Source organism: Acinetobacter geminorum (genome assembly GCF_013009345.1).
GTDB lineage: Bacteria > Pseudomonadota > Gammaproteobacteria > Pseudomonadales > Moraxellaceae > Acinetobacter > Acinetobacter geminorum.
Genome location: NZ_JABELE010000017.1, coordinates 20,476 through 45,832 on the forward strand (window position 1 = coordinate 20,476; position 25,357 = coordinate 45,832).

Annotated in this window: 27 protein-coding genes and 1 pseudogene; 6 read left to right on the forward strand and 22 right to left on the reverse strand. The window is 39.4% G+C overall.

The window, feature by feature from the left end:
- Position 1 precedes the first annotated feature (1 nt).
- From tolR to HJG58_RS15260, 7 genes are all read right to left on the reverse strand, one after another.
- Entirely contained in the window at positions 2 to 454 is a 453-nt protein-coding gene (gene tolR, locus HJG58_RS15230) for a protein TolR (RefSeq protein ID WP_170249554.1), read from the reverse strand.
- Entirely contained in the window at positions 454 to 1,152 is a 699-nt protein-coding gene (tolQ, locus tag HJG58_RS15235) for a protein TolQ (protein WP_016140259.1), read from the reverse strand. The genes tolR and tolQ overlap by 1 nt, the downstream gene beginning before the upstream one ends.
- Before the next feature lie 24 nt (positions 1,153 to 1,176).
- Positions 1,177 to 1,584: a tol-pal system-associated acyl-CoA thioesterase gene (gene ybgC / locus HJG58_RS15240; protein WP_004699892.1), complete on the reverse strand. Its 408-nt coding sequence runs from the start codon at positions 1,582 to 1,584 to the stop codon at positions 1,177 to 1,179.
- Between the two features lie 213 nt (positions 1,585 to 1,797).
- A complete protein-coding gene (locus HJG58_RS15245; RefSeq protein ID WP_170249555.1) occupies positions 1,798 to 3,132 on the reverse strand; it encodes a M20 family metallopeptidase in 1,335 nt (444 codons plus the stop codon).
- 203 nt (positions 3,133 to 3,335) lie between these two features.
- A complete protein-coding gene (gene ruvB, locus HJG58_RS15250) occupies positions 3,336 to 4,340 on the reverse strand; it encodes a Holliday junction branch migration DNA helicase RuvB (RefSeq protein ID WP_002052424.1) in 1,005 nt (334 codons plus the stop codon).
- 7 nt (positions 4,341 to 4,347) lie between these two features.
- Positions 4,348 to 4,947 carry a Holliday junction branch migration protein RuvA gene (gene ruvA / locus HJG58_RS15255; protein WP_170249556.1) on the reverse strand — a complete coding sequence of 200 codons (600 nt, stop codon included), beginning with the start codon at positions 4,945 to 4,947 and terminating at the stop codon, positions 4,348 to 4,350.
- Between the two features lie 93 nt (positions 4,948 to 5,040).
- Positions 5,041 to 6,381 (reverse strand): deoxyguanosinetriphosphate triphosphohydrolase, encoded by a 1,341-nt coding sequence (locus HJG58_RS15260; RefSeq protein WP_014207388.1) that lies wholly within the window; start codon positions 6,379 to 6,381, stop codon positions 5,041 to 5,043.
- Positions 6,382 to 6,690: 309 nt separating this feature from the next.
- Here HJG58_RS15260 and purL point away from each other — a divergent pair, with 309 nt between their 5' ends.
- The 4 genes from purL (at position 6,691) to HJG58_RS15275 (ending at position 12,567) form a co-directional block, all read left to right on the forward strand.
- Entirely contained in the window at positions 6,691 to 10,524 is a 3,834-nt protein-coding gene (purL, locus tag HJG58_RS15265; RefSeq protein ID WP_170249557.1) for a phosphoribosylformylglycinamidine synthase, read from the forward strand.
- Positions 10,525 to 10,601: 77 nt separating this feature from the next.
- Positions 10,602 to 11,843: a multidrug effflux MFS transporter gene (locus HJG58_RS15270; RefSeq protein ID WP_216076591.1), complete on the forward strand. Its 1,242-nt coding sequence runs from the start codon at positions 10,602 to 10,604 to the stop codon at positions 11,841 to 11,843.
- Between the two features lie 209 nt (positions 11,844 to 12,052).
- The gene (locus HJG58_RS19135) at positions 12,053 to 12,178 is read left to right on the forward strand and encodes a KGW motif small protein (RefSeq protein WP_002118600.1); all 126 of its coding nucleotides are present in this window, start codon (positions 12,053 to 12,055) and stop codon (positions 12,176 to 12,178) included.
- A 68-nt stretch (positions 12,179 to 12,246) separates the two neighbouring features.
- Positions 12,247 to 12,567: a YqfO family protein gene (locus tag HJG58_RS15275; protein WP_086265458.1), complete on the forward strand. Its 321-nt coding sequence runs from the start codon at positions 12,247 to 12,249 to the stop codon at positions 12,565 to 12,567.
- On the opposite strand, the gene HJG58_RS15280 is transcribed toward HJG58_RS15275, so the two are convergent.
- Entirely contained in the window at positions 12,560 to 13,360 is an 801-nt protein-coding gene (locus tag HJG58_RS15280; protein ID WP_170249558.1) for an enoyl-CoA hydratase, read from the reverse strand. The two genes, HJG58_RS15275 and HJG58_RS15280, sit on opposite strands and share 8 nt — an antisense overlap.
- Before the next feature lie 109 nt (positions 13,361 to 13,469).
- Between HJG58_RS15280 and HJG58_RS15285 the strand changes: the two genes are divergently transcribed.
- Entirely contained in the window at positions 13,470 to 14,045 is a 576-nt protein-coding gene (locus HJG58_RS15285) for a nicotinate-nicotinamide nucleotide adenylyltransferase (protein ID WP_002119001.1), read from the forward strand.
- Positions 14,046 to 14,056: 11 nt separating this feature from the next.
- Here HJG58_RS15285 and HJG58_RS15290 read toward each other — a convergent pair whose 3' ends face one another.
- The 8 genes and pseudogenes from HJG58_RS15290 to dapD all read right to left on the reverse strand — a co-directional run bounded on the left by HJG58_RS15290 (position 14,057) and on the right by dapD (position 18,591).
- Entirely contained in the window at positions 14,057 to 14,419 is a 363-nt protein-coding gene (locus tag HJG58_RS15290) for a glyoxalase superfamily protein (protein ID WP_170249559.1), read from the reverse strand.
- Positions 14,420 to 14,430: 11 nt separating this feature from the next.
- Complete coding sequence (locus tag HJG58_RS15295) at positions 14,431 to 15,000, reverse strand: CAP domain-containing protein (protein ID WP_170249560.1); 570 nt, start codon at positions 14,998 to 15,000, stop codon at positions 14,431 to 14,433.
- A gap of 118 nt (positions 15,001 to 15,118) precedes the next feature.
- Positions 15,119 to 15,580: a peroxiredoxin gene (locus HJG58_RS15300; RefSeq protein ID WP_017480568.1), complete on the reverse strand. Its 462-nt coding sequence runs from the start codon at positions 15,578 to 15,580 to the stop codon at positions 15,119 to 15,121.
- 17 nt (positions 15,581 to 15,597) lie between these two features.
- Positions 15,598 to 15,762, reverse strand: a pseudogene (locus HJG58_RS15305) (Dph6-related ATP pyrophosphatase); the annotation flags it as partial.
- Positions 15,763 to 15,818: 56 nt separating this feature from the next.
- Positions 15,819 to 16,235 (reverse strand): hypothetical protein, encoded by a 417-nt coding sequence (locus HJG58_RS15310; RefSeq protein WP_002118993.1) that lies wholly within the window; start codon positions 16,233 to 16,235, stop codon positions 15,819 to 15,821.
- Positions 16,236 to 16,251: 16 nt separating this feature from the next.
- On the reverse strand, positions 16,252 to 16,920 hold the full coding sequence (gene queC / locus HJG58_RS15315) for a 7-cyano-7-deazaguanine synthase QueC (RefSeq protein ID WP_002118843.1): 669 nt from the start codon (positions 16,918 to 16,920) through the stop codon (positions 16,252 to 16,254).
- Between the two features lie 40 nt (positions 16,921 to 16,960).
- Positions 16,961 to 17,671 carry a 7-carboxy-7-deazaguanine synthase QueE gene (gene queE, locus HJG58_RS15320; protein ID WP_170249561.1) on the reverse strand — a complete coding sequence of 237 codons (711 nt, stop codon included), beginning with the start codon at positions 17,669 to 17,671 and terminating at the stop codon, positions 16,961 to 16,963.
- A gap of 98 nt (positions 17,672 to 17,769) precedes the next feature.
- Positions 17,770 to 18,591: a 2,3,4,5-tetrahydropyridine-2,6-dicarboxylate N-succinyltransferase gene (gene dapD, locus HJG58_RS15325; protein WP_170249562.1), complete on the reverse strand. Its 822-nt coding sequence runs from the start codon at positions 18,589 to 18,591 to the stop codon at positions 17,770 to 17,772.
- Positions 18,592 to 18,886: 295 nt separating this feature from the next.
- Here dapD and carO point away from each other — a divergent pair, with 295 nt between their 5' ends.
- Positions 18,887 to 19,636: an ornithine uptake porin CarO type 1 gene (gene carO / locus HJG58_RS15330; protein ID WP_086265453.1), complete on the forward strand. Its 750-nt coding sequence runs from the start codon at positions 18,887 to 18,889 to the stop codon at positions 19,634 to 19,636.
- Between the two features lie 87 nt (positions 19,637 to 19,723).
- On the opposite strand, the gene HJG58_RS15335 is transcribed toward carO, so the two are convergent.
- From HJG58_RS15335 to HJG58_RS15360, 6 genes are all read right to left on the reverse strand, one after another.
- On the reverse strand, positions 19,724 to 20,647 hold the full coding sequence (locus tag HJG58_RS15335; protein ID WP_002118601.1) for a CysB family HTH-type transcriptional regulator: 924 nt from the start codon (positions 20,645 to 20,647) through the stop codon (positions 19,724 to 19,726).
- Between the two features lie 71 nt (positions 20,648 to 20,718).
- Positions 20,719 to 21,780, reverse strand: coding sequence for a sulfate/molybdate ABC transporter ATP-binding protein (locus HJG58_RS15340; protein WP_170249563.1), 1,062 nt, complete (start codon positions 21,778 to 21,780; stop codon positions 20,719 to 20,721).
- A gap of 11 nt (positions 21,781 to 21,791) precedes the next feature.
- The gene (gene cysW, locus HJG58_RS15345) at positions 21,792 to 22,676 is read right to left on the reverse strand and encodes a sulfate ABC transporter permease subunit CysW (protein WP_170249564.1); all 885 of its coding nucleotides are present in this window, start codon (positions 22,674 to 22,676) and stop codon (positions 21,792 to 21,794) included.
- Complete coding sequence (gene cysT, locus HJG58_RS15350) at positions 22,673 to 23,506, reverse strand: sulfate ABC transporter permease subunit CysT (RefSeq protein ID WP_034679088.1); 834 nt, start codon at positions 23,504 to 23,506, stop codon at positions 22,673 to 22,675. The genes cysW and cysT overlap by 4 nt, the downstream gene beginning before the upstream one ends.
- Before the next feature lie 80 nt (positions 23,507 to 23,586).
- Positions 23,587 to 24,195 (reverse strand): RBBP9/YdeN family alpha/beta hydrolase, encoded by a 609-nt coding sequence (locus HJG58_RS15355; RefSeq protein WP_170249565.1) that lies wholly within the window; start codon positions 24,193 to 24,195, stop codon positions 23,587 to 23,589.
- Positions 24,196 to 24,225: 30 nt separating this feature from the next.
- Positions 24,226 to 25,233, reverse strand: coding sequence for a sulfate ABC transporter substrate-binding protein (locus tag HJG58_RS15360; protein ID WP_170249566.1), 1,008 nt, complete (start codon positions 25,231 to 25,233; stop codon positions 24,226 to 24,228).
- Positions 25,234 to 25,357 lie beyond the last annotated feature (124 nt).

A 25,357-nucleotide genomic window follows, 5' to 3' on the forward strand; every position in this document is an offset into this window, starting at 1 on the left:
CTTATTTTAAAGGCTCTGTCAGAAGGCCAACTTGAGTTAAGCCTGCTTCTTGTAAACTTGCCATTAATGATACGACTTCTCCATAAGGACGAGACTTATCACCATTGACTAAAACTGTGAGTTGTTTGTTTTCTTGTTCGGCTTGTTTTTGAGCATTGCTTAAAACTTCTTCAAGCTTTTCACGAGATAATGGTTCATCATCTTTGTACTCTTCATACTGAAGATAAATATTGCCATCTTTGCCAATTGTTACCATGGCTGGCATATCTTTTGATTCAATTGGATGGTTATTTGCTTGAGGTAAATCAACCTTGATACCACTGGTAATCATAGGGGCAGTTACCATAAAAATAACCAAAAGCACAAGCATAACGTCAATATAAGGTACGACGTTCATATCACTTTTTAATGGTTTTTTTATGCGCTCAAAGCGCCCTGAACGCTGAATTGCCATTATGCATCTTCCTGTGATGAACCCACAGATTGACGTTGCAATAAAGCAATCATCTCTTCAGCAAATAAAGCGCGATCAGAATAAACACTTTCACTTTTAGCAGTGAAATGGTTAAAAGCTAATACAGCAGGAATTGCGGCAAACAAACCAATTGCAGTTGCAATAAGTGCTTCGGCAATACCCGGTGCAACAGTTGCTAGAGTTACCTGATCAACCGCAGCTAAACCGATAAAGGCATTCATAATACCCCAAACAGTACCGAATAGACCGATGTACGGGGCCACAGAACCAATACTTGCTAAAGTCCCTAAACCATATTCTAAATGGCTTTGATCACGGCTCAAACCTACGCGTAAAATACGCTCCGTGCCTTCAATTGTTTGAGAGACAGGAGCTTGACGTTTTTTGAGTTTAAAAAACTCGCTCAACCCTTGATAAAAAATATCTTCAAGCCCTGAACGCTTTGAGTTGAGTTGAGCATTGTTGTAAAGCGTATTGAGTTCAGCACCAGACCAGAACATTTTTTGGAAATGTTCATCGTCTTGATGTGCTTTTTTATAACTCATATGTAACTTGGCAATCAGATACCAACTAAAGATCGATGCTAACAATAAAATTAGCATGACCAACTGAACGACTGGACTTGCTTGTAAAATAAGGTCAGAAATATGCAGGGTTGATTCAATGTTTGTTGCCATAGGTTACATATGCCGGTTGTTTTTTTAGTCTTGTTCCAATTCTTTACGAATAAGATCACGTATTTCTTCTGGAAGACGACGAGCTACAAGTTCTTTACTTAAACATGCCAACTCAACCTCGCCAGAAGCAAGCAAGATTTCACCACGATAAATATTTTGTTGCAACACAAATGACGCAGCTTTACATGAAACTACACGTGCTGTAACAGTAATTAAATCATCCATTAAAATAGGACGCATGTATTTTACGTCAATTTTGTGTACGACAAAGTTGTAGTCTTTTTGATGCCAGTAATGATCAACGCCAGAAGCACGGAGCCATTCAGTACGGGTACGTTCCATATAGCGAATATGGTTGGCATGGTAAACAATACCACCTGCGTCCGTATCTTCAATATAAACACGAATGTTGAATTCAAAATGATTCGCCATGAGAGTATTCCGTTTTTAGTTCACTATAGAGCTTTATATTTAAAATATGGCTTCGAATAAAACATTGGTTCTATTCAACAGCCATACATCTGCTTTTAAATACGGGGCAGTTTAGCAGATTGCATACTAAGTCCTATGGCACAACCTTTCAATTGCGGTTGCTGTGTTTCTAATCTAAAAACGCTATATCTTATAGCTAGCAAGCTTTTTAAGTTAAGAGGGCTTCCATGAAGTTTGAACTTGTTTTGATATATTCGGATAATCTAATACGAATCTTACATGTAGCTCGGTCCCTGTTTTTAAGGCCTTATTATCTACAATAAAATAAGGACTATGATTTGGTGCCGCCTGAGTTAAGTCCTGATTTTCTGGTGTTGCCCCTAAGAAAACAAAAAATGAGGGCATTAACTTGCCATAATAGGCAAAATCTTCACTAGCGCTTGCATTATGATCTAAAACATGGAGTTTTGAATCGCCAACAACTTTGGCTAGGGTTGGCTGAATAAACTGAGTGAGCGCTTTGTCGTTCATGGTTACTGGAGCATAAGGAGCAATTTCAACTTTGGCAGTCACGTCGTTGGCTTGAGCGTTATGCTCTATCATGGTGGGTAAACTTTTTAAGATATTTGCTCGTATCTGTTCGTTGTTAGAGCGAATGGTTCCGATCATATTGACTTGTTCCGGAATTACATTTCCTGCCGTACCACCTTGAATATTACCGATAGTGACTACGCCCATGCCTTGGGTGAGGTCGGTTCTTCGGCTAATAAGACTCTGTAAATTATTAATCATTTGTGCAGATGCATAAATTGGATCTCTGCCTAACCATGGGGTCGAGCCGTGAACCTGCTTACCGTTAACCTGAATACGCAAGTGATCTGCGCTATTTAAAATGGCACCATCTTTATAATAAAGGTGCCCACTTTGCATACCAGATATGACATGTATTCCAAAAATAGCTTCGGGTTTATAATCTTTAAATGCACCGTCTGTGATCATTTTTCTTGAGCCGATTTGATCACTCTGCTTAAAGTTGTCTATATCTGCTCCACCTTCTTCAGCGGGTTGAAAAACAAAGACAACGGTACCCGATATTTTATCTTTATTCGCAGCTAGAATTTTTGCTGCGCCTAATAGCATTGCTGTGTGTGCATCATGTCCACAGGCATGCATCACATAAGTTTCTTTACCTTGATAAATTGCTTTTTGTTTACTAGAAAAGGGAACTCCGCTTTTTTCTTCCATAGGTAGCGCATCCATATCTGCTCTAAGCGCGATAATAGGGCCGGGTTTATTACCTTTTAAAATGCCAATAACCCCTGTTTTTGCATAACCTGTTTTGACTTGAATGCCATAAGACTTCAATTCTTTTTGAACCAGTGCTGATGTTTTAAATTCCATGTTGCCGAGTTCAGGATGCTCGTGAATATGTTGTCTTAATTGAATCACCTGATTTTCATTTTGTTGTGCAGCATCTTTTACCCAATCTGCTAGGCTCAGTTGACTCATTAGAGCAAGTGGAAAAATTAAAGCGGTTTTTTTGTACATGTCCTTATCCTAAAAATATTATTGTTCATAAGATTTGATATCTACATTTCTTATAATGCAGTTTTTTAAAATATTAAAAAATCAATAAGGTATAAAAATAGACTTAAAAGGTATGGAGTGGCTAATTTATTGATAAGACGATTATTATTTCATTAGATAGAGAGATTAAATTAAAAAAGGAAGAGAAAATTCTCTTCCTTTGATTAGTTTTTAGGCTCAGGTGGTGTCATTCCAAACTGTAAATAAGATTGATTGGTTGCAATCCGACCTCGTGCGGTACGCATGACATAACCCTGTTGAATTAAATAAGGTTCAATCACATCTTCAAGCGTACCGCTGTCTTCAGCCATCGCTGCTGCAAGCGCTTCAACTCCAGCAGGACCGCCATCAAAACGTTCGAGTAGCATGCTCAAATAACGTCGGTCTAGGGTATCTAAGCCAGCTTTATCAACATTAAGCATATCAAGCGCACGCTGCGCCATTTCATGGGTCACTTCGCCTGTGCCTTTCACTTGTGCATAGTCACGAACACGTCGTAATAAACGGTTAGCGATACGAGGTGTTCCGCGTGATCGACGAGCTACTTCTTCTGCGCCTTCAACTGTAATGGGTACATCCATTAAGTTTGCAGAGCGCGACACAATGTGAGTCAAGTCTTCTACAGAGTAAAACTCAAGACGTTGCACAATACCGAAGCGATCACGTAGTGGTGAGGTCAACAAGCCTGCACGTGTGGTGGCAGCGACGAGTGTAAAAGGTGGCAAATCGAGTTTAATTGAACGAGCAGCAGGGCCTTCACCAATCATGATATCTAATTGGTAGTCTTCCATAGCTGGATACAGAATTTCTTCAATCACTGGAGAAAGACGATGAATCTCATCAATAAACAAAACATCGCCTTCTTCAAGGTTAGTCAGCATTGCTGCTAAATCACCCGCACGTTCTAATACCGGTCCTGAAGTAGATTTGAGGTTACCACCCATTTCTCGGGCAATAATATTAGCAAGTGTGGTTTTACCTAAACCCGGCGGACCAAAAATCAGCGTATGGTCGAGTGCTTCGCCACGGCCACGAGCAGCACCAATGAAAATTTCCATTTGCTCGCGTACGACCGGTTGCCCAATATAGTCAGCAAGAGAAGTTGGTCGAATAGCCCGATCAAAATGATCCTCTGGTTTTTCTGTTCCACTGATTAGACGGTCTTGCATAAGTGTTTTACTTCATCATGGATTTAAGAGCAGCACGAATAATATCGGCTGATTCTGTGTAATCGGCTTTAACCGCAGCAACAGCTTTTTGTGCTTCAAGTGGCTTATAACCTAAAGATTGCAAAGCAGCTTCTGCTTCTGCAACAGGAGAGTTTGCAGCAAATTGAATTTGAGGCATGGTCGCCGTAGTTGACGTGCCTTGAGCCAATGTTTTGAAGCGATCACGGAGTTCGATCATTAAACGTTCAGCTGTTTTTTTGCCAACACCCGGAACTTTGACTAGCGTATTAATATCATCATGTTCAATGGTTTGAACTAATAACTCAACACTTAGCGTCGATAAAATACCCAATGCCATTTTTGGACCGACACCGTTTACTTTTAATAAGGTACGGAAAATTGTTTTTTCTTGAGCATCGCTAAAACCGTAGAGCTGCTGTGCATCTTCACGGACAACCAAATGCGTCCATAACGTAACTTTCTGGCCCTTTTGTAATTGGCAAAATGTTGAAAGTGGCGTATCAATTTCATAGCCCACACCATTTACATTCAGTAAGACAGTAGGGGCTTCTAAGGCAAACACTTCGCCAATTAAACATCCGATCATAGCGTAATTTCACTTATTCGTAACTGTAAATCTGGTCGTTCTAAAATGAATTGAAAACGACACTGGTTTTATTTCTTTCTATATCAAGCCAGCTTAAAACAAGCCAATTTTATTACCTTGCAACTCTTGCGCCAAGCTATAAGCCTGATGATCTGAGAACTTACTAATAATATCGAGGACTTGCATGATATTGCTGTAGTGATTATTGCTAAAGCTAGCACCATATAGATTAAGGATAGACATTAAACGTTGTTCTTTAAAGCTTAAAGATTTATGTGGTGTTGTAAGTGGAACAAATGCATCCAAAATCGTTTGCAAACTTTGATGCGCAATAATTTCTAAACCAGACTTTTGTGGGTGCTCAAAAATTTTATCACGTGCCAGATTCTTGGCAGTTTCGATACCAATTGCAATATCTGGAGAACAATATTGCAAAAGATTGCCTTTAAGCTGACCTGTAATGATTTCATAGTGATTTTTGGCAAAAGCCGTAGTGACTTCATCAACAAGACGTTTCATGACTCGGCCACGTAATGCCGAGATCTTTTGTTGCCATGTACTATTTGGATGAGACAACTCTTCAGGTTGACCATAGTCGGCAATAAGATTTAGGAATATTGGTTCAACTTCTTGGTAACTCAGCATATTTAAGACAATGCCATCTTCTAAATCAATTAATGCATAGCAAATGTCATCGGCAGCTTCTAGTAGATAGGTGAGTGGGTGACGACAATAATGATATTCCCCGAGTTGAATCAGCCCGAGCTGTTCCGCAATCTGTTTTAAAATTTCTTTTTCAGACTGATAACAACCAAACTTTGCTCTTTGATGGGAAGGGCGGTCACCCTGCGAAGCAATTGTTTTTGAAAGCCATGGATATTTTAGATAAGCACCTAAAGTTGCATAAGTTAAGCGCATACCGCCATCATTTGGATGATAGTCAATGCGACTTAATAGACGTAATCCTTGAGCATTACCTTCAAACTGACGAACGTCAGCTTCTTCTTCAGGACTGAGTTTTTTCAAAAAATCATCATGTGAGGCATCATCGAACCATTCGCGAATTGCATATTCACCCGCATGTCCGAAAGGGGGATTACCTATATCGTGGGCCAGACAAGCTGCTTGAATAATTGCCCCGACATCGGCAGGTGAAATCCACACTGGTAATTCATCTTTTATTTTTTCTGCGGCAAGCATGCCCATTGAGCGACCAATGCAGGAAACCTCAAGGGAGTGAGTTAAGCGGGTATGAATGCCATCATGCTGTGCTAGAGGGTGAACTTGCGTCTTACGGTTTAACTGACGAAAACTTTGAGAAAATATAATGCGGTCATAATCTTTATGGAATGGGCTACGAGCCAGTTCTGTACTACTTTTTTTGCTACCTAAACGAACTGCGGAAAGCAGCTCTAACCAACGCATTTGTTCCATTTATCATTATTCAAAACTATAAAACCTGATCATGCCAAAAAAAACTTAAAAGCACTAGCTTGGTGCGACATAGTTTGTCTTAGTTCGGGTTTTATTATGTTATTGAATAAACATGCAACAATTTATTTTTAGCAAGAATGACTAAAAAAATGATTTTGAACAAAAAACAAATCACTTCTTGCAGAATTAGGTTACAGAATACTGATTCTACATCTAGCTGATTTTAGCAAGAAGCAGTAGAATATGCGCTCTCTCTAAAGTCACATTGCGGTAAGGTTCACAAGACCTGCCCGTGGAGCCAAAATCAACATGTTTATCGTGGCCGGTGCAGCAGCACATTCTTCTTTTAAGAAAGCTCAACTATTAACACGTTTATCGTCAATTAGTTCTGTTCAATCTTTTGACAGCCAATGGGTCTATTTGTTTGATCAAGCGCTCAACGAGCAGCAACATCAATCTGCTTTGCAATTATTAAATGACGGTGAGTCTTTTGAACTTCGTCAATCTGCAAGTGATGAGATTCAGATTTTAGTTACACCACGTGTGGGTACTATTTCACCTTGGTCTTCTAAAGCAACTGATATTTTCAAAAACTGTAATACACCAGTACACCGTTTAGAACGTGGTCTTTTATTCACGTTAAAAGGTGTTACTGAAATTACTAATGAAGTTAAACAAGTACTTCATGACCGTATGACAGAAACAGTTTTTGCTCAAATTGAAGATGCAAAAGCATTATTCTCAGAAACAGCTCCAAAACCATTAAATTCAATTGATATCTTGGGTCAAGGCAAAGAAGCTTTGGTTAAAGCGAACAATGAGTTCGGTTTTGCGCTTTCTGAACAAGAAATTGATTATTTAACAGAAGCATTCGGTAAGCTTGGTCGTAATCCAAATGATATCGAATTGATGATGTTTGCACAGGCGAACTCTGAACACTGTCGTCATAAAATCTTCGGTTCTGAATGGACAATTGATGGTGAAAAACAACCATTATCATTGTTCCAGATGATTAAAAACACTTACAAAGAATCACCAACTGACGTTTTATCTGCATACAAAGATAATGCTTCTGTAATTGTGGGTTATGACACGATGCGTTTTTATCCAAAAGCGGATGAAAACGGTCACTTTGTTTATAAATATAAGAGCCAAGCAGCTCATATTTTAATGAAGGTTGAAACTCATAACCACCCAACAGCAATTTCTCCATTTGCTGGTGCTGCAACTGGTTCAGGCGGTGAAATCCGTGATGAAGGTGCAACTGGTCGTGGTGGTAAACCAAAAGCTGGTTTAACAGGCTTTACAGTTTCTAACTTAAATATTCCTGGTTTTGAACAACCTTGGGAAGAAAACTACGGTAAACCTTCACGTATGGCATCGCCATTACAAATCATGATTGAAGGTCCATTAGGTGGCGCGGCATTTAACAATGAATTCGGCCGTCCTGCCTTAAATGGTTATTTCCGTACTTTCGAACAAAATGTAAATGGTGAAGTGAAGGGCTTCCATAAGCCAATCATGATTGCTGGTGGTTACGGTAACATTCGTCCTGACCATGTAGAAAAAGATGCGATTCAACCGGGTGACTTGCTCATTGTATTGGGTGGCCCTGCAATGTTAATCGGTCTTGGTGGTGGTGCAGCATCTTCTGTAGATAGCGGTACAATGGGTGAAAGCCTTGATTTCGCATCTGTACAACGTGAAAACCCAGAAATGGAACGCCGTTGTCAAGAAGTGATTGATACGTGCTGGCGTTTAGAAGACTTCAACCCAATTGTTTCTGTACATGACGTTGGTGCGGGTGGTCTATCAAATGCTATGCCTGAACTTGTGAATGACCATGAGTTAGGTGCAGTTCTTAATCTTCGTAAAATTCCTTCATTAGAGCCGGGCATGAGCCCAATGGAAATCTGGTCAAATGAAGCACAAGAGCGTTATGTTCTCGCAATTCGTCCAGAATCATTAGAACAGTTCGAAGCAATCTGTGCACGTGAACGTTGTCCATTTGCTGTGTTAGGTGAAGCGACAGAAGCTCGTCACTTAACTGTTGAAGATCCATTGTTCCAGAACAATGCAGTTGATATCCCAATGCAAGTAATGCTTGGTGGTACACCGCGTATGCAACGTTCTTATGAAACAATTGAGCGTAAAGGTAACGAGTTTGACGCTTCAAAAGTTGATTTGAAAGATGCGATTTTCCGTGTATTGAAAAATCCTACAGTTGCTTCTAAGTCATTCTTGATCACCATTGGTGACCGCTCAATTACAGGTATGGTTGCACGTGATCAAATGGTTGGTCGTTGGCAGATTCCTGTTGCAGATGCAGCAGTAACGACGACAAGCTTACAAGGCTTCACTGGTGAAGCAATGGCGATGGGCGAACGTCCACCAGTTGCATTGTTAAATCCAGCAGCGTCTGCTCGTTTGGCAGTTGCTGAAGCAATTACTAATATTGCATGTGCAAACATTGAACAAATTAGTGATATCAAACTTTCTGCAAACTGGATGGCTGCTGCTGGTCAAAAAGGTGAAGACCAAGCGTTGTTTGAAGGTGTGAAAGCGATTGGTATGGAAATGTGTCCTGCTTTAGGAATTGCAATTCCTGTAGGTAAAGACTCACTTTCAATGCGTACCACTTGGAACGAAAACGGCGAAGACAAAGCTGTAACATCTCCAATGACTGGTGTAATTACTGCATTTGCTCCAGTAACAGATGTTCGTAAAACTTTAACACCTGAACTTAAGAATTTAGAAGATTCAGTACTTGTACGTATTGATTTATCTAAAGGCCAGTTCCGTTTAGGTGGTTCGATTCTTGCGCAAGTATATAAAGCAATCGGCTCAATCACTCCAGACGTTGATAGTTTTGATGATTTCAAAGCGTTCTTCGCATTAATTCAAGATTGGAACAACCGTGGTTTAATTCAAGCTTACCATGACATTGGTGATGGTGGTTTACTCGCAACTGTTGCTGAAATGATGTTTGCTGCACGTTTAGGTGTTGCATTAGAAGACCAAACTCCAGCAAGTTTGTTTGCTGAAGAAATTGGTGCAGTTCTTCAAATCAAAGCAGCTGATTGGGAAGCTTTACAAGCAGAAGTTGCTGCTTCTAGCTTAAAAGATGCAATTGCTGTAGTTGGTCGTGTAAACAACACAGATCAATTATCTGTAAACGGTTTGACTTTAGAGCGCGCAGAGTTACAGCAAGCTTGGTCTGAAGTATCTCATCAGATCCAACGTTTACGTGATAACGTAGAAACTGCTGACCAAGAATTTGCTTTAATTGCAGATAAATCACATCAAGGCTTAATTGCTAAACCAACATTTGACTTGAATGAACCTATTGAAGCACCGTTCATTAACACACGTCGTCCTAATATGGCGATCTTGCGTGAGCAAGGTGTAAATGGTCATATTGAGATGGCGGCAGCCTTTGATAAGGTTGGTTTCAATACTGTTGACGTGCACATGAGCGATTTACTTGCTGGTCGCGTTAGCTTAAGTGATTTTGAAGGCTTGGTGACTTGTGGTGGTTTCTCTTACGGTGACGTAATGGGTGCTGGCGGTGGCTGGGCAAAATCAGTTTTATTCAATGCGAAATTACGTGATCAGTTTGAGCAATTCTTCCACCGTGAAGGTACGTTCAGCTTAGGTATCTGTAATGGTTGCCAAATGTTGTCACAATTGGCGCCGCTTATTCCAGGTGCTGAACACTGGCCACGCTTCCACCGCAATATGTCAGAAGTTTTTGAAGCTCGTAGCGTAAATGTTCGTGTTGAAAAATCAGTTTCTGTATTACTTGATGGTATGGAAGGTTCGATTTTACCGATTGCTGTTGCGCATGGTGAAGGTCGTGCTGTTGCAAGTGAAGCTAACATTGCAAGCTTGAACGCATCTAACCAAGTTGCATTGCGTTATGTTGATAGCCACGGTAATCCGACTCAACATTATCCATTGAACCCGAATGGTTCGCCAGAAGCGATTACTGGTGTAACGTCTAAAGATGGTCGTGCAACGATTATGATGCCACACCCAGAGCGTACTTTCCGTGCAATTCAACACTCTTGGAGTCCAGAAGAGTGGACTGAAGATGGTGCATGGTTACGTATGTTCCGTAACGCACGTAAGTTTATTGGTTAATAGAAAAATTGAAATAAGCCACCGTAAGGTGGCTTATTTGTATGTAGTACAATATTAATAAATAGTAGAGAAGAAAAATGAAATCAAAAATCCATTTCCGCGAGTTCGCATTGCTGATGGCATTGCTCATGTCTATTGTTTCTTTTTCGATAGATGCAGTCTTACCTGCTTTGGGGGAAATCGGACGAGTTTTTGACTTAAAAAATAATAATCAGACACAGTGGGTCATTATTGGTATCTTCTCTGGTATGACAATTGGGCAACTCATTGCAGGCCCTCTATCCGATGCGATTGGCCGTAAACGTATTTTATTCACAGGAATTGTTATTTACTTTTTGGGAAGTTTGTTGTGCTTTACCACACAAAGTTTTGAATGGTTTCTAGTTGGACGTTTCATTCAGGGGGTTGGAGTATCAGGTCCTTATGTGGCTTCTATTTCAATTGTTAGAGATAAATACAGCGGAGCTCAAATGGCCCGCATCATGTCTTTAATCATGATGGTGTTTATGGTTGCCCCAGCAATTGCACCAAGTTTGGGGCAGCTCATTATCCATTTCTTTGGTTGGCGTGAGATCTTTGTTTTATATATGGTCTATGCCACAGTTGTCGGGGCATGGGTCGCTTTACGTTTGGAAGAGACATTACTTCCCGAAAATCGTTTACCTATGCGCCTACAAGCATTTCAGGAAGGTTTTAAAGAAGTAGTGAGTAACAAAACCACCATGAGCTATTTGCTATGTGCAGGTTTTTGCTTTGGTGGATTCATTGGTTACTTAGGTACTTCTCAGCAAATTTTTATGCAGCAGTTTGGTAAAACAGGGCAAGAGTTTAGTGCTTATTTTGCTGTGCTTGCAGGTGTGATGGGCGTCGCTTCATTTACAAATTCTAAAATTGTCATGAAGTTTGGTATGCGTCCAATCTGTATTTATGGTTTTCTAGGTTTGTGCCTAATTTCTTTGGTTTTCTTAGGAGTTCAACTTTTAGGCGTGGCTGTGTCATTCTGGATGTTTATGCTTTATGCCTGCATTTTATTTTTATTATTTGGAACTTTATTTGGTAATTTAAACGCGATTGCAATGGAACCAATGGGGCATGTTGCTGGTATGGCTTCGGCCATTATTGGTGCAGCATCCTCTGTTTTGTCACTTATTCTCGCTTCCATTATTGGTGCAGCATCCTCTGTTTTGTCACTTATTCTCGCTTCCATTATTGGGCAGCTATATAACGGCACATTAATTCCCATGACTGGCGGCTTCGCAATTTTATGTGGTTTAGCATTTATGATGACAATATATGAAAACAGATATTTAAAGAAATAGAATGCTTAAACTTATAAAGATGCAGTTAGTACACTGAATTTTAAAATTTTGTTCAGAGTAAGAGCTACATATAAATGAGTGTAGCTCTTTTAAGCATTTTAGAAAAATTATAAGCCTATAGACATTCGGCTATTTAACACTTTATAGTTTGTTCAAGATTGGATCAATTTTTGCTTTCTCTGTAACAACGATAAAAATCGGAGATCAAAATGATGAAAAATAAGTATCACATAAGAACAATGTATACCAAAGATAAGGGCTGGCGCTTGTTTGGCTTGGCGCTTGCCATTCAAATCCTCTTTATTGGAGCAAATTATTTGGTAATGATGAGCTGACTTTGATTTAGAAGCTTTTTTAAAGGTATGATTTAAAGCTAGTTTACTAGTTTCGAGTCATTCTACTTATGTTAAAGCTGATTTATTACGTACCTGAGTCACATCTTGAGTCGACAAAACAAGCTATATTTTCTGCTGGTGCAGGTGGTATCGGTAATTATGAACACTGTGCATGGCAGGTGAAAGGAACAGGACAATTTAAACCAGTCAAAGGTGCAGATCCTTATATCGGAGAGCTGGGTGAACTCGAACAAGTTGAAGAATGGCGTGTAGAAACAATTGTAATTGAAGAAAATGCCAAGACCGTAGCAAAAGCATTAAAGGCAAGCCATCCTTATGAAGAGCCTGCCTTTGAGTTTATTCAAATCATAGAAATTGATTTTAATTAAACTGTGAGAAATCTGGTTTACGTTTTTGCATAAATGCTTGTACAGCTTCTAGCATTTCTGGAGATTGAACGCGCTGCATAAAGATTTCAGCTTCATGATCAATACATTCAATAATTTGATCTAAATCATGTTTCATCAATGCTTTTGTTTGTTTTAAGGATGCAAGTGGTAAAGCTGCTAAATGTTGAGCAGTTGCCTGAGCCGATGCATAAGCATCTTCAACAACTTCATTCACTAAACCTGCTTGGACGGCGGTTTCTGCATTAAATTTTTTCGCTGTAAATAGAAGTTCAACTGCTTTGTGATAACCCGCTTGTTTAATCAATAGTTGGCTTGCACCACCTTCTGGTGAAAGACCAAGACTAACAAATGGAATTTGGAAAAGAGCAGTGTTGTCAGCAAAAACTAAATCTGCGTGTAATAAAATCGTAACACCAATACCAATTGCCACACCTTTTACTGCAATAATAAGCGGCTTCGATAATCTAGCAGCAGATTTAAGGAGTACAAATGGAGGAACTTGACCTGCCGGACCAGCATTAGGATTTTGTACAAAACCCATAAAATCTTTCATGTCATTCCCAGCGGTAAAATCTTGCTCTACGCCACGAAGAACGATTACTCGTACATCTTTGTCTTGGTCAGCTTCATCAAGTGCTTTAGCAATCCATAAATAAAGTTCGCCATACAGCGCATTTTTTGCTTCTGGACGATTTATGGCTAAGGTGAGTACGCCACCTTCTAAATTTGCGTGTAAATGTTGATGAGGTTGTTGAATACAGCTAAGTGTCATCGTACTATCCTTGCTTTAAACCACGTTGTTAATTTTTAGGTTCTCATTATGGCGCATATTCTTTCTAATGCGAGTAACTGGTGAGTTCATAAAAAGTGAAAATCTAATTATGTATAAATTTGACTATCTCGTTTTTATAGGGCGTTTTCAACCATTTCATTTGGCTCATATGCAGACAATTGAAATTGCCTTACAACAAAGCCACTATGTCGTTTTGGCATTAGGCTCTGCTCAAATGGAACGTAATATTAAAAATCCATTCTTAGCAGTAGAGCGTGAGCAAATGATCTTGTCAAATTTCTCATTAGAAGAACAAAAACGCATTCGTTTTGTACATGTAGTAGATGTTTATAATGACGAAAAATGGGTAAAACAAGTCAAATCTTTAGTGAATGGCGTAATTGAACCGAACTCAAAAGTTGGTTTGATTGGACACTTTAAGGATGAGTCTTCCTATTATTTGCGACTATTTCCTGAGTGGATTATGGTTGAACTTGATAGTTTAAAGGACTCTATTTCGGCAACGCCAATGCGTGAAGCTTATTATCGTGGTGAAATCCAAACAGAGTTTTTCCCTGTAGGAACTATTCAATTTTTGGATGAATTTAAAAAAACACGCACTTATCAACAGTTGCAACAACGCTTTGAAGAAGATGATCGCTCTAATTTAGATGATTTTGAGTAAGTGCATATAAATTAAGCATCTGCCCAAAAGATGATTCGGTTTGAAAAAGGATCAGTGATACTGAGTTCAAGTGTCTCCCAATCTGTTTTTTCAATCTGAGGCTTAGAAAATCTATAATCTTTTTTGCTTAGTTCACTATGCAACTCATAAATATGTTCCCAATAAATACGGATCGCACTATGAGGACTTGCATCTCCAAAATGCTCGGATAAATGAATAACACAATCATCTTTAGAAATTTGTAAATATAACGGAAAGTTGTCTTCAAATTGGTGTTGCCAATCAAGCTGAAAACCTAAAAACTCAAGATAAAATGATTGAGCTAACCCAACATCAAAAATTCTTAAAATAGGGGTGATCGAATCTGATTGCATCTTTTTTCCTTTTAACGTGTACCAAATTGTTGAGTCCAATAGCTCTTTTGTTTTACAGATTGATCGGAAGCACAAGCAATTGCGTAAGTTGTAAATTTAGGGTTCATTAGGTTACTACAATGTAAGGGACTCGATAGCCATCTAGACATCACTTCATCTAAAGTTTTTTGTCCACTCGCTACATTTTCACCGTTGGCTTTACCGAGTGTATTATAAAGTTTCAAACGTGATTTTAAATCTAGCCCCGTGGAGCCAACATGTCCGAGAAAGTTGTGTGTTGCCATATCTTCACTATGAGAAAGTGCACCTTTATATAAATTATTACTCCAACTTAGTGGTCTGGTTGCAGAGAAATGTTGTTGTCCACATTGGCGTGATTGCTGGCGAATCTGATTAATTATTTTAAGTACAGCTTGTTGATAGGCGGGGTTTTGTAAATCTTGGCAACTTATTCTTATAGATGGAGTTTCAACTTGTGTGGTAGATGATGTAATTGAGGGCGGCATACTGGATGAACTAACAGAGCATGCAGAAATAACAAGACCACTAGACAGTAAATTACAAACTTTGAGCACACTCATGTAAATACCTTAGCGTGAATTATTCTAATGTCTTTATCATACGCCAAAGTAAAGGAGTAAGTAATTTGTTGATATACAAAAAACGAGCATTATGCCCGCTTTTTGTTTCTTAAGTTTATTAAGCTGTTTGTAGGGCTTTTAAGTCTTCTAGAACTTGCTCTGCATGCCCAGCTGCTTTAACTTTGCGATAGCTTTTAACTAAAGTTTTGTTATGGAAAATAAAAGTAGAACGTTCAATCCCCATGACTTTTTTACCATACATATTCTTTTCTTTAATCACATCAAAGTGATGACAAAGAGTTTCTTCTTTATCACTGATCAGATCAATAGTAAGTGCTTGCTTCTCTGTAAAATTTTGATGGGCTTTTACCGAGTCACGTGAAATACCGAAAATACGGGCACCTAAAGCTTCAAATTGATCTTTCAAACAAGAAAAACCAACTGCTTGTGTTGTACAGCCTGGTGTTGAGTCTTTAGGGTAGAAGTAAATGATTAACCATTCATTTTCGACTTCGGCCAAGTTCACTTCGCCGTGTGTAGTAGGGAACACCTGATTTGGCAGTTGAATATTCTCAGACATTTCTTATCCTTTAAAAGTTAAATTTGATCTAATTCAAGTGGTAAAAAAGCGTATTCCTCATGATAAACAATATTGAGTTTTCTTACAGGGATTGCTTTGTTAAAAATTGGCCCATCAATCACAGTCGTATGAAATTCACCGCCCTCACCACATGGATCAATGCCACGGTTCTCAAGCTCTTTAACAAAACTATAAAAAAGCCTGCAAAAATGCAGGCTTAATTTGGAACATTAAAATCTTATTTTTTAGGAGCTTGTTGTTGAGCTGCCTTCATTGCATCTTCAGTTAACTTTTCAAGCTTAGTTGTTAACTGAGGACCGAAACATGCTTTAAGATCGCGGTTTTGTTGTTGTACAAATCCTAGAGAACTTGGGCTTTTCTTCGCATTGATTGCGCTTTGGATTTCCCATTTTTGTGCTTCAGTCACTTTACCTTGTGCTTCAACTTGGCAGCTACAGAATTTGCTAACTTCAGATGAACTTAACTTGCCGCCTTTAGCAGTTTGTTCTTTACAAACGTTAACTAATGCACCTTTAACGTTAGTGCTTTTATATGCCGCTTGAACTGGGTTTTCAGCTGCTTGAACTGAACCAGCCATAAGTGCAGCTGCTGAGAATAAAGATGAAAGAATAAGATTTGATTTTAACAACTTCATAAATTTTACCTACTTATTACGGTATATAGCGTGTTGGATCGGTAACACCAGCATCGATAAAGCCTTCTTTACGCAAACGGCAACTGTCACATTTACCACACGCACGTCCTTGAGCATCTGCTTGGTAGCAAGATACCGTTTGACTATAGTCTACGCCATGTTCAATCCCTAAACGTATGATATTCGCTTTGGATAAATGTAACAGGGGTGTTTCAAACTTAAGTGGTTTTCCTTCTACGCCAGCTTTAGTGGCTAAACGGGCCATATTCGCAAAAGCATCAATAAATTCAGGGCGACAATCAGGATATCCTGAATAATCAACGGCATTGATACCAATAACAATAGCTTCAGCATTAAATACTTCGGCTGCTGCTAGAGCATATGAGAGGAAAATAGTGTTACGCGCTGGTACATAAGTTACAGGAATACCTTCTTGTAACTGTTCTGGTACTGCAATGTTGTGATCTGTAAGTGCTGATCCGCCTAAATTTGCTAGATCAATATTAATTACACGATGTTCAACACCTGAACGCTGAGCTAATGCTTTTGCAGCATCAAGTTCAGTGGTTGAGCGTTGGCCATACATAAAACTAATAGCAATACATTCATAGCGCGCTTGTGCCCAAGCTAGGCAAGTGGTTGAGTCTAAGCCGCCTGAAAGTAAAACAATGGCACGAGAGCGCATATTTTTCTCCATATTCGGAATGATTTATTTTATTGAGTGATTAACGACCTGATTCATCGTTCCAAAGCAGTTTATGTAACTGAAGTTGGAAACGAACAGGTAATTTATCATCAAGTATCCACTGTGCCAGATCACGTGCTAGACGTGGCAGGCCTACAGCACCTTTTTCAACTGCAAAGGCAGGGGAGAACCAAACGGTACTGACTTTGGTTTGCAATTGATATTTTTCAACTTGTTGCTTTGACCATTCATAGTCTTCACGATTACAAATCACAAATTTGATTTGGTCACGTGGTGTTAAATGGTCAAGATTACTGATGAGATTGCGATGTTCTTCACCAGAAGTTGGTGTTTTCAAATCCAGAACTCTAGAGACACGAGGGTCTACTTTTGACACATCAAGAGCGCCACTGGTTTCTAGAGAAACGTCAAAACCTGCTTCACATAAACGTTGTAATAAAATCAAACAGTTTGGCTGAGCAAGAGGTTCACCACCTGTTACACAAATATAAGGTGTTTGAAATTGTGTAGCTGTTTCAATGATATGTTCAAGTGAAAAACGTTCGCCACCTTCAAAGGAATAGGTGGTATCGCAATAGCTACAACGTAATGGACAGCCTGTTAGACGAATAAATACAGTCGGTAGGCCAGAGGCATTTGCTTCACCCTGCAACGAGTAAAAAATCTCGGTAATGCGTAAACCGGACGCAGGGTCTGAGACAGGAATTGCAGAGGAACGTAAGGAAGCCATTCTAGAAATACCACACTATATAAAAAATAAAATCTCTACGATCAGTTTGATCGTAGAGATGAGGAGCGATTAAAGCTCCGCAGGAGAGTTATAACAAATTAGTCAGCGCGTAACAAATCGTTCAAACTTGTTTTTGAACGTGTTTGCGCATCAACTTTTTTCACGATAATTGCAGCATATAAGCTGTAAGTACCACATTTAGATGGCAAGCTACCTGCAACTACAACTGAACCTGCTGGTACACGACCATAATGGATTTCGCCAGTTTCACGGTCATAAATTTTAGTTGATTGACCAATGAAAACGCCCATTGAAATGACTGAGCCTTCTTCAACGATAACGCCTTCAACGATTTCTGAACGTGCACCGATAAAGCAGTTGTCTTCAATAATAGTTGGGTTAGCTTGTAATGGTTCTAAAACACCACCAATACCTACACCACCAGACAAGTGAACATTTTTACCGATTTGAGCACATGAACCTACAGTTGCCCATGTATCAACCATGGTGCCTTCATCTACATAAGCGCCAATGTTGACATAAGATGGCATTAACACCACGTTTTTAGCTTGGAAGCTACCACGACGTGCTACAGCAGGAGGAACAACACGAACACCTGCAGCTTTAAATTGCTCTTCAGTCCAACCAGAGAATTTAGTTTCAACTTTGTCATAGAAACGAAGATCACATGACTCGATTGGTTTATTGTCATTAAGTTTAAATGATAATAAAACAGCTTTTTTTAACCATTGATGAACAATCCATTCACCATTGATTTTTTCAGCAACTCGAAGTGTACCGTTATCTAAACCAGCAATTGCTTCTTCAACAGCTTGGCGAATTTCGCTTGAACAATCTGCTGCAGTAAAATTTGCGCGGTCTTCAAATGCTTGCTCAATGATTGTAGAAAGCTGAGACATGATCTTCCTTCCATAAAAAATTTTAAAGATTTTACACTAATTTGTGACAAGAATCTTTCAAAAAACGTGTTACGTTTGATTGATGATATAAATGAGGTAAATCGAAATAAGCTTATTAGATAATCAAGTGTTTTTTACACAAAAATGATTTGAAAATAAAAATTTAACTCAATTTGTATCAAAAAATAACAGAAATCTAGCATTTTTTGTATAAAAAAGAATCTAAGCTGTCATTATTATGATTTCAGTCACAAGATGAATAAATTAAAAACAGAGCCTTTTTGAGGAGAAAACTATGAAAGCATTACGTGTTTTAGTAACAACAACAGCTTTATTTGCTGCTGGTGCTGCAATGGCAGATGAAGCCGTTGTTCATGACAGCTACGCATTTGATCAAAAACAATTACTTCCTGTGGGGGTGCGTGCTGAGGTAGGCACAACTGGTTACGGTGGTGCTTTATTATGGCAAGCAAATCCATATGTAGGTTTAGCTTTGGGTTATAACGGTGGCGATATTTCATGGACAGATGATGTATCTGTAAATGGTACTAAATATGACCTAGATATGGACAACAACAATATCTATTTAAATGCTGAAATTCGTCCATGGGGTGCTAGTTCTAATCCATGGGCTCAAGGCTTATATGTAGCTGCAGGTGCTGCTTATCTAGATAATGATTATGACTTAGCTAAACGTATTGGTAATGGTGAGACATTGTCAATTGATGGTAAAAACTATCAACAAGCAGTTGCTGGTCAAGAAGGTGGCGTAAGAGGCAAGATGAATTATGAAAATAATATTGCTCCTTATGTAGGTTTTGGTTTTGCTCCAAAAATTAATAAAAATTGGGGCGTATTTGGTGAAGTAGGTGCCTACTACACTGGTAATCCAAAAGTTCAGTTAACTCAATATAACCTTGCTCCTGTAAATGGTAATCCAACGTCTGCTCAAGATGCGGTAGATAAGGAAGAAAATGAAATCCGTAATGATGATAAATATAAATGGTTACCAGTTGGTAAAGTTGGTGTGAACTTCTACTGGTAAGATCCAAAACAAAAAACGAGCTACGGCTCGTTTTTTGTACTTAATAAAATAAAAGCGCTAAAAAGCGCTTTTATTTATTTTTAATCTTTATTCATCTGGATAAGCAATTTTCTTAAGCGCTTTAATATCCGCATCAGGTGAGCATAAAGAAATAAATTCGTAACCATAACCGCGTAATAGATGACCTTTGCGAACTGCAATCCAAGTGGTATTAACACCAAAAATATCAGTTTTGGTTTGCTTTAAACGATAATCACGTTCTGTGTCATAAGCTACGTCATTGACAATCCCGACACCCATGCCGAGTTCTACATAGGTTTTAATAACATCGGCATCAAGAGCTGACATTACGATATCTGCATCTAGGTGAGCTTCTTCAAACGCTTTATCAATTTTAGATCGACCTGTAAAACCACCATGGTATGTAATGAGTGGATATTCAGCTAAAAGTTCTAGAGTGATCTTGTCCGCCTGCACTAAAGGATGATTTTGTGGGGTAATAATACTGTGTTGCCATTGGTAGTAAGGAATACTAGCCAGATTTTCTTCAGTCGTTAAAGACTCTGTTGCAATACCAATATCCGCTTCACCTTGTAAAAGCATTTCTGAAATTTCGACAGGGCTAGCTTGTTGTAAAATTAAATGTACTTTTGGGAATAATTTCTTAAATTGATTAACGATTGGAGGCAATACATAACGCGCTTGAGTATGCGTAGTTGCGATCGTTAATGTTCCTTCGTCAACCTTATTAAAATCTTCGGCAAGTCGTTTAATATTTTCAGCATCCACTAACATGCGTTCAACAATGCTAAGAAGTGACTGGCCCGGTTCTGTTAAACCTAAAAGGCGTTTACCTTTACGAACGAAAAGTTGAACACCTAATTCATCTTCTAAATCTTTAATGTGCTTACTTACACCTGATTGAGATGTGTAGAGTGCAGCCGATGCTTCCGTCAAGTTAAAGTTTTGGCGTACTGTTTCTCGGATAATTCTTAATTGTTGAAAGTTCATTTACACTTTTCCTCAAAAGAGGTGAGGAGCGTCTAAAGATCCGCAAGATATTTCCTCACCAAATATATTTCTTAAGCAACTTGGTCTGCAAATAAGTGCAATTGAGATGCGCTCACCCAAACAGTTTGATTAGGTTTAAATGCATGTAATTTTGCAGCTTCACTGCTCAGAGCAATTTCGATTAAATGTCCATTACGATCTTGTAATTCAGCTACTACTTTCCCAGCAATCCAGATTTCACGTACAAAAGTCGCTTCAATGGTATTCGCTTGCGGTTGCGAGTGAATATGTAACTCATCTGGACGAGCAAAAGCAATCACTTTTCCTTGAGGTGCTTCAACTGCTGTTGGTAATTGAATACGGTCATTACCGATACGGATGATACCTTCCGTATGTTCACCTTCAAATCGATTTGCCTGACCCAAGAAATCAAACACAAATGGCGTTGCAGGTTTTTCATAAACTTCACGAGGTGAACCGATTTGCTCAACATTACCTTTATTCATGACAATAATCTGGTCTGCAACCTCAAGTGCTTCTTCCTGATCGTGAGTTACGAAAATTGAAGTGATATGCAATTCATCATGTAAGTTGCGTAACCAGCGGCGTAACTCTTTACGGACTTTAGCATCTAGCGCACCAAATGGTTCATCGAGTAGTAACACACGAGGTTCTACAGCCAAAGCCCGTGCTAAAGCAATACGCTGACGTTGTCCGCCTGAAAGCTGAGCAGGGTAGCGGTCTGCTAAAAAGCCCAGTTGGACTAGATCAAGTAACCGAGTGACACGTTTTTTAATTTCAGCTTCCGAAGGACGGGTTGCACGAGGTCGAACACGTAAACCAAAGGCAATATTGTCAAATACGGTCATATGGCGGAATAAAGCATAATGCTGGAATACAAAACCAACTTGACGCTCACGCACATGTACATTGGTCGCATCTTCGCCTTCAAGTAAAACCTGACCGCCATCAGCTGATTCTAGACCTGCAATAATACGGAGTAACGTCGTCTTACCACAACCAGATGGTCCGAGCAGCGCAACCAGTTCACCCTCTGGAAAATCTAGGGAAATATTTTTAAGCGCATGGAATGCACCAAAGTGTTTTTCAATATTTTTAACTTGAATACTCATGATTTCATTCCTTACGAATCAGTTGAATGCGGTTCTGGTTTATCTTGATGTAGCTCTAACCAAGTTTTTAAAATCAGTGTTAAAAGAGCTAAGAAGGCAAGCAGTGAGGACACGGCAAAGGCTGCGCTGAAGGTGTACTCGTTATATAAAATTTCGACATGAAGTGGCAGGGTATTGGTTTCACCACGGATGTGGCCAGAAACTACAGATACTGCGCCAAACTCACCCATTGCACGGGCATTACATAGAATCACGCCGTAAATTAAACCCCATTTAATGTTTGGTAGAGTGACCTTCCAAAAGGTTTGCCATCCTGATGCACCGAGTACAATCGCTGCTTCTTCTTCTTCAGTTCCTTGAGCCTCCATGAGTGGAATTAACTCACGTGCAACAAATGGAACAGTAATAAAAATAGTGGCTAAAACAATTGCGGGTACGGCATATAAAACTTTGATGTCATGTTCCATTAACCATCCGCCAAACCAGCCTTGCGCACCAAAAATCAATACAATCATTAAACCGGCAATAACGGGTGAAACCGAAAAAGGCATATCAATGATGGTTGTTAAAATCGCCTTACCTCTAAACTGGAACTTAGAGACAGCCCATGCAGCGCCAACACCAAATATCACGTTAATCGGAACAGCAATTGCTGCGGTTAATAAGGTCAATTTCACTGCCGATAGCGTGTCTGGATCAATCAACGCTTGAACATAGACTTCAAGTCCCTGTTTAAATGCTTCTACAAAAACCAGAATGAGTGGCAACATCAAGCAGCTTAAGAAAAAAATCAGAGCCACGGTAATGAGTGTGTAACGTACCCAAGTTGGTTCACGTGTCGCATCTCGTGATTGCAATTTAAGCGCAAGCGCATTGCTGTCAGTATGTAGGTTCATGTGACATTTCTCCCTGTACGACGGTTTGCCCACGCTTGAAGTAAATTAATGGCAAATAAAATGATGAAAGAGAGAACTAACATGACCGCAGCAATCGTTGTTGCGCCTGCATAATCATATTCTTCAAGACGTGAAATGATCATGAGTGGAGCAATTTCTGTTTTAAACGGCTGGTTACCCGCAATAAAAATAACTGAACCATATTCACCCACACCGCGGGCAAATGCTAAAGCAAAACCTGTGAACAAAGCTGGTAGTAATATCGGTAAAATAATTTTAGTAATCGTCTGCCAGCGATTTGCACCAAGTGCTGAAGCTGCTTCCTCAAGTTCGGTTTCAATATCGCTGAGTACCGGCTGAACGGTTCGAACAATAAATGGAATACCAATAAAGACCAATGCCAACGTAATACCGATTGGGCTATATGCGACCTGAATACCAAGTGGTTCAAGATATTGACCTAACCAACCAGTAGGTGCATAGAGTGAAGTCAGTGCAATACCTGCAACTGCGGTCGGAAGCGCAAAAGGTAAATCGACCAATGCATCAACTAGACGCTTTCCAGGGAAGTTGTAACGAACAAGACACCAAGCCAAAAGCAGACCAAACACAACATTAATAAATGCTGCGATTAAAGCTGAACTAAAGCTGAGTTGAAGCGATTTCAAAATACGCTCAGACGTTAAAATTTCCCATAATCCGTCCCATCCGATTCCAAATGATTTGATAAAGACTGCGGCTAATGGAATAAGCACAATAAAAGAAACATAGGCGAGGGTGAAGCCCAAAGATAGACCAAACCCAGGCAGCACTCGGGATCGCTGCGACATGATATTTCCTCAAAGAGAAAAGCCTTCTGAAACCAGTAAGCGAATAAATAAAGATAAACAGTGCGGTATAAAGATTGGTATTAAGCAAATTTCAAAGAGAAATGTGTTTTTACCGGGTCGATAGATGAGTGACTACACATCGAATTTTCTGGAATCAAATAATTCAGCAAATCTGGAAATGGCCCAAAACCTGAGGCAACATTAATATGGCCCACTTCTCCAAGATTAACGGGATTTAACTTCCATGATTTTGCAAGTTGTAATGCATCAAAAAAGCCGAGCCATGGATCATTTTCACTAATGAGTAGCGTTGCAGGTACATCAATTTTTAATTGATGAAAATAATCTTTGTAGTCGGTCAAGCTATGGCGAGCAAACCCTGCTTCCCCAAAGCGTGCTGGATTCGCTGGAGCGACTAAAATTAGTTTCTTAACTTGGCTTTTTAATTCTGGATGCTCAGCTAAAGCAGCTACACTCGTTAAGCATCCGAAACTATGTGCAACAATTTGAACAGGAGCTTGAGCTGCGTGAACTGTTTTAACGAATTGCTCAACCCATTCACTTAATACAGGTCTATCCCAGTTTTTTTGCTCAACACGAGAACTAGACACGAGTTGACGCTGCAACCAAGATTGCCAATGCTGATGTTCACTGCCACCTACACCCGGAACAATTACAGTTTGAATCATGTCTGTTCTCCTTACTTTTAGTGCAAAGAATCACTTCTCTGCACTATTGATTTTCACAATTTGATCGAAAACACCACCATTATCAAAGTGTTGTTTTTGTACTTTTGTCCAACCACCAAACTCTTTATCGATTGTTACAAGCTTCAATGGCTTAAATACATTGCTGTATTTTTTAAGAACAGCTGCGTTACGCGGACGGTAGAAGTTACGTGCTGCAATTTCTTGACCAGCAGGTGAGTACAAATAGTTGAGATAACCTTTAGCAATGGTTAAGTTGCCTTTTTTAGCTGCATTCTTCTCCACAATTGCAACTGGAGGTTCAGCTAAGATTGAAAGAGACGGAGTAATAATTTCAAATTTGCCGGGCTGTTCACGAATAGCTAAATGAGCTTCATTTTCCCAAGCCAGTAATACATCACCAATGCCTCGCTCAGCGAAAGTAGTCGTCGCACCGCGAGCACCAGAGTCTAGAACTTTAGTGTGTTTATAAATTTGGCGAACGTATTCTTGTGCTTTCGCGTCATTGCCGCCTGGTTGATGTTTTGCCCAAGCCCAAGCTGCAAGATAGTTCCAACGAGCACCACCAGAGGTTTTCGGGTTTGGTGTAATGATTTCTATGCCTGGTTTGATTAAATCAGCCCAGTCTTTAATTTGCTTTGGGTTGCCTTTACGCACCAAAAACACAATGGTTGATGTATATGGCGTTGAGTTTTGTGGCAGTTTTTTCTGCCAGTTTGTTGGAAGTAACTTTGCTTTTTCAGCAATTTCATCAATGTCTGCTGCAAGTGCTAATGTCACCACATCTGCATTTAAACCATCGATAACTGCACGAGCCTGTTTACCAGAACCGCCGTGTGATTGCTTAAACTCAATATCTTGACCAGTGCGTTTTTTCCAGTAAGTACCGAACTGTTTGTTGAAATCTGTATATAGCTCACGAGTAGGATCGTAAGAAACATTTAAAAACTCTTGGGCTGCAAATGATGAAACAGAAACAAGTGCAGCGATAACCCCGACTTTTAATTGAGAAAAACGCATGAGATAAATCCTCAAAAAATATGAAATGTTCAAAACTTGAACGCAGAATAGCGCTAGTCTTTATTCTAAAAAAATAATAAAAAACGAATTTAATATGAAAAAAATAGAAATATTAAAAATAGAT

Coding starts and splice junctions, on each gene's coding strand:
- tolR (WP_170249554.1), bottom strand. CDS start 454: ATGGCAATTCAGCGTTCAGGGCGCTTTGAGCGCATAAAAAAACCATTA.
- tolQ (WP_016140259.1), bottom strand. CDS start 1,152: ATGGCAACAAACATTGAATCAACCCTGCATATTTCTGACCTTATTTTA.
- ybgC (WP_004699892.1), bottom strand. CDS start 1,584: ATGGCGAATCATTTTGAATTCAACATTCGTGTTTATATTGAAGATACG.
- HJG58_RS15245 (WP_170249555.1), bottom strand. CDS start 3,132: ATGTACAAAAAAACCGCTTTAATTTTTCCACTTGCTCTAATGAGTCAA.
- ruvB (WP_002052424.1), bottom strand. CDS start 4,340: ATGCAAGACCGTCTAATCAGTGGAACAGAAAAACCAGAGGATCATTTT.
- ruvA (WP_170249556.1), bottom strand. CDS start 4,947: ATGATCGGATGTTTAATTGGCGAAGTGTTTGCCTTAGAAGCCCCTACT.
- HJG58_RS15260 (WP_014207388.1), bottom strand. CDS start 6,381: ATGGAACAAATGCGTTGGTTAGAGCTGCTTTCCGCAGTTCGTTTAGGT.
- purL (WP_170249557.1), top strand. CDS start 6,691: ATGTTTATCGTGGCCGGTGCAGCAGCACATTCTTCTTTTAAGAAAGCT.
- HJG58_RS15270 (WP_216076591.1), top strand. CDS start 10,602: ATGAAATCAAAAATCCATTTCCGCGAGTTCGCATTGCTGATGGCATTG.
- HJG58_RS19135 (WP_002118600.1), top strand. CDS start 12,053: ATGATGAAAAATAAGTATCACATAAGAACAATGTATACCAAAGATAAG.
- HJG58_RS15275 (WP_086265458.1), top strand. CDS start 12,247: ATGTTAAAGCTGATTTATTACGTACCTGAGTCACATCTTGAGTCGACA.
- HJG58_RS15280 (WP_170249558.1), bottom strand. CDS start 13,360: ATGACACTTAGCTGTATTCAACAACCTCATCAACATTTACACGCAAAT.
- HJG58_RS15285 (WP_002119001.1), top strand. CDS start 13,470: ATGTATAAATTTGACTATCTCGTTTTTATAGGGCGTTTTCAACCATTT.
- HJG58_RS15290 (WP_170249559.1), bottom strand. CDS start 14,419: ATGCAATCAGATTCGATCACCCCTATTTTAAGAATTTTTGATGTTGGG.
- HJG58_RS15295 (WP_170249560.1), bottom strand. CDS start 15,000: ATGAGTGTGCTCAAAGTTTGTAATTTACTGTCTAGTGGTCTTGTTATT.
- HJG58_RS15300 (WP_017480568.1), bottom strand. CDS start 15,580: ATGTCTGAGAATATTCAACTGCCAAATCAGGTGTTCCCTACTACACAC.
- HJG58_RS15310 (WP_002118993.1), bottom strand. CDS start 16,235: ATGAAGTTGTTAAAATCAAATCTTATTCTTTCATCTTTATTCTCAGCA.
- queC (WP_002118843.1), bottom strand. CDS start 16,920: ATGCGCTCTCGTGCCATTGTTTTACTTTCAGGCGGCTTAGACTCAACC.
- queE (WP_170249561.1), bottom strand. CDS start 17,671: ATGGCTTCCTTACGTTCCTCTGCAATTCCTGTCTCAGACCCTGCGTCC.
- dapD (WP_170249562.1), bottom strand. CDS start 18,591: ATGTCTCAGCTTTCTACAATCATTGAGCAAGCATTTGAAGACCGCGCA.
- carO (WP_086265453.1), top strand. CDS start 18,887: ATGAAAGCATTACGTGTTTTAGTAACAACAACAGCTTTATTTGCTGCT.
- HJG58_RS15335 (WP_002118601.1), bottom strand. CDS start 20,647: ATGAACTTTCAACAATTAAGAATTATCCGAGAAACAGTACGCCAAAAC.
- HJG58_RS15340 (WP_170249563.1), bottom strand. CDS start 21,780: ATGAGTATTCAAGTTAAAAATATTGAAAAACACTTTGGTGCATTCCAT.
- cysW (WP_170249564.1), bottom strand. CDS start 22,676: ATGAACCTACATACTGACAGCAATGCGCTTGCGCTTAAATTGCAATCA.
- cysT (WP_034679088.1), bottom strand. CDS start 23,506: ATGTCGCAGCGATCCCGAGTGCTGCCTGGGTTTGGTCTATCTTTGGGC.
- HJG58_RS15355 (WP_170249565.1), bottom strand. CDS start 24,195: ATGATTCAAACTGTAATTGTTCCGGGTGTAGGTGGCAGTGAACATCAG.
- HJG58_RS15360 (WP_170249566.1), bottom strand. CDS start 25,233: ATGCGTTTTTCTCAATTAAAAGTCGGGGTTATCGCTGCACTTGTTTCT.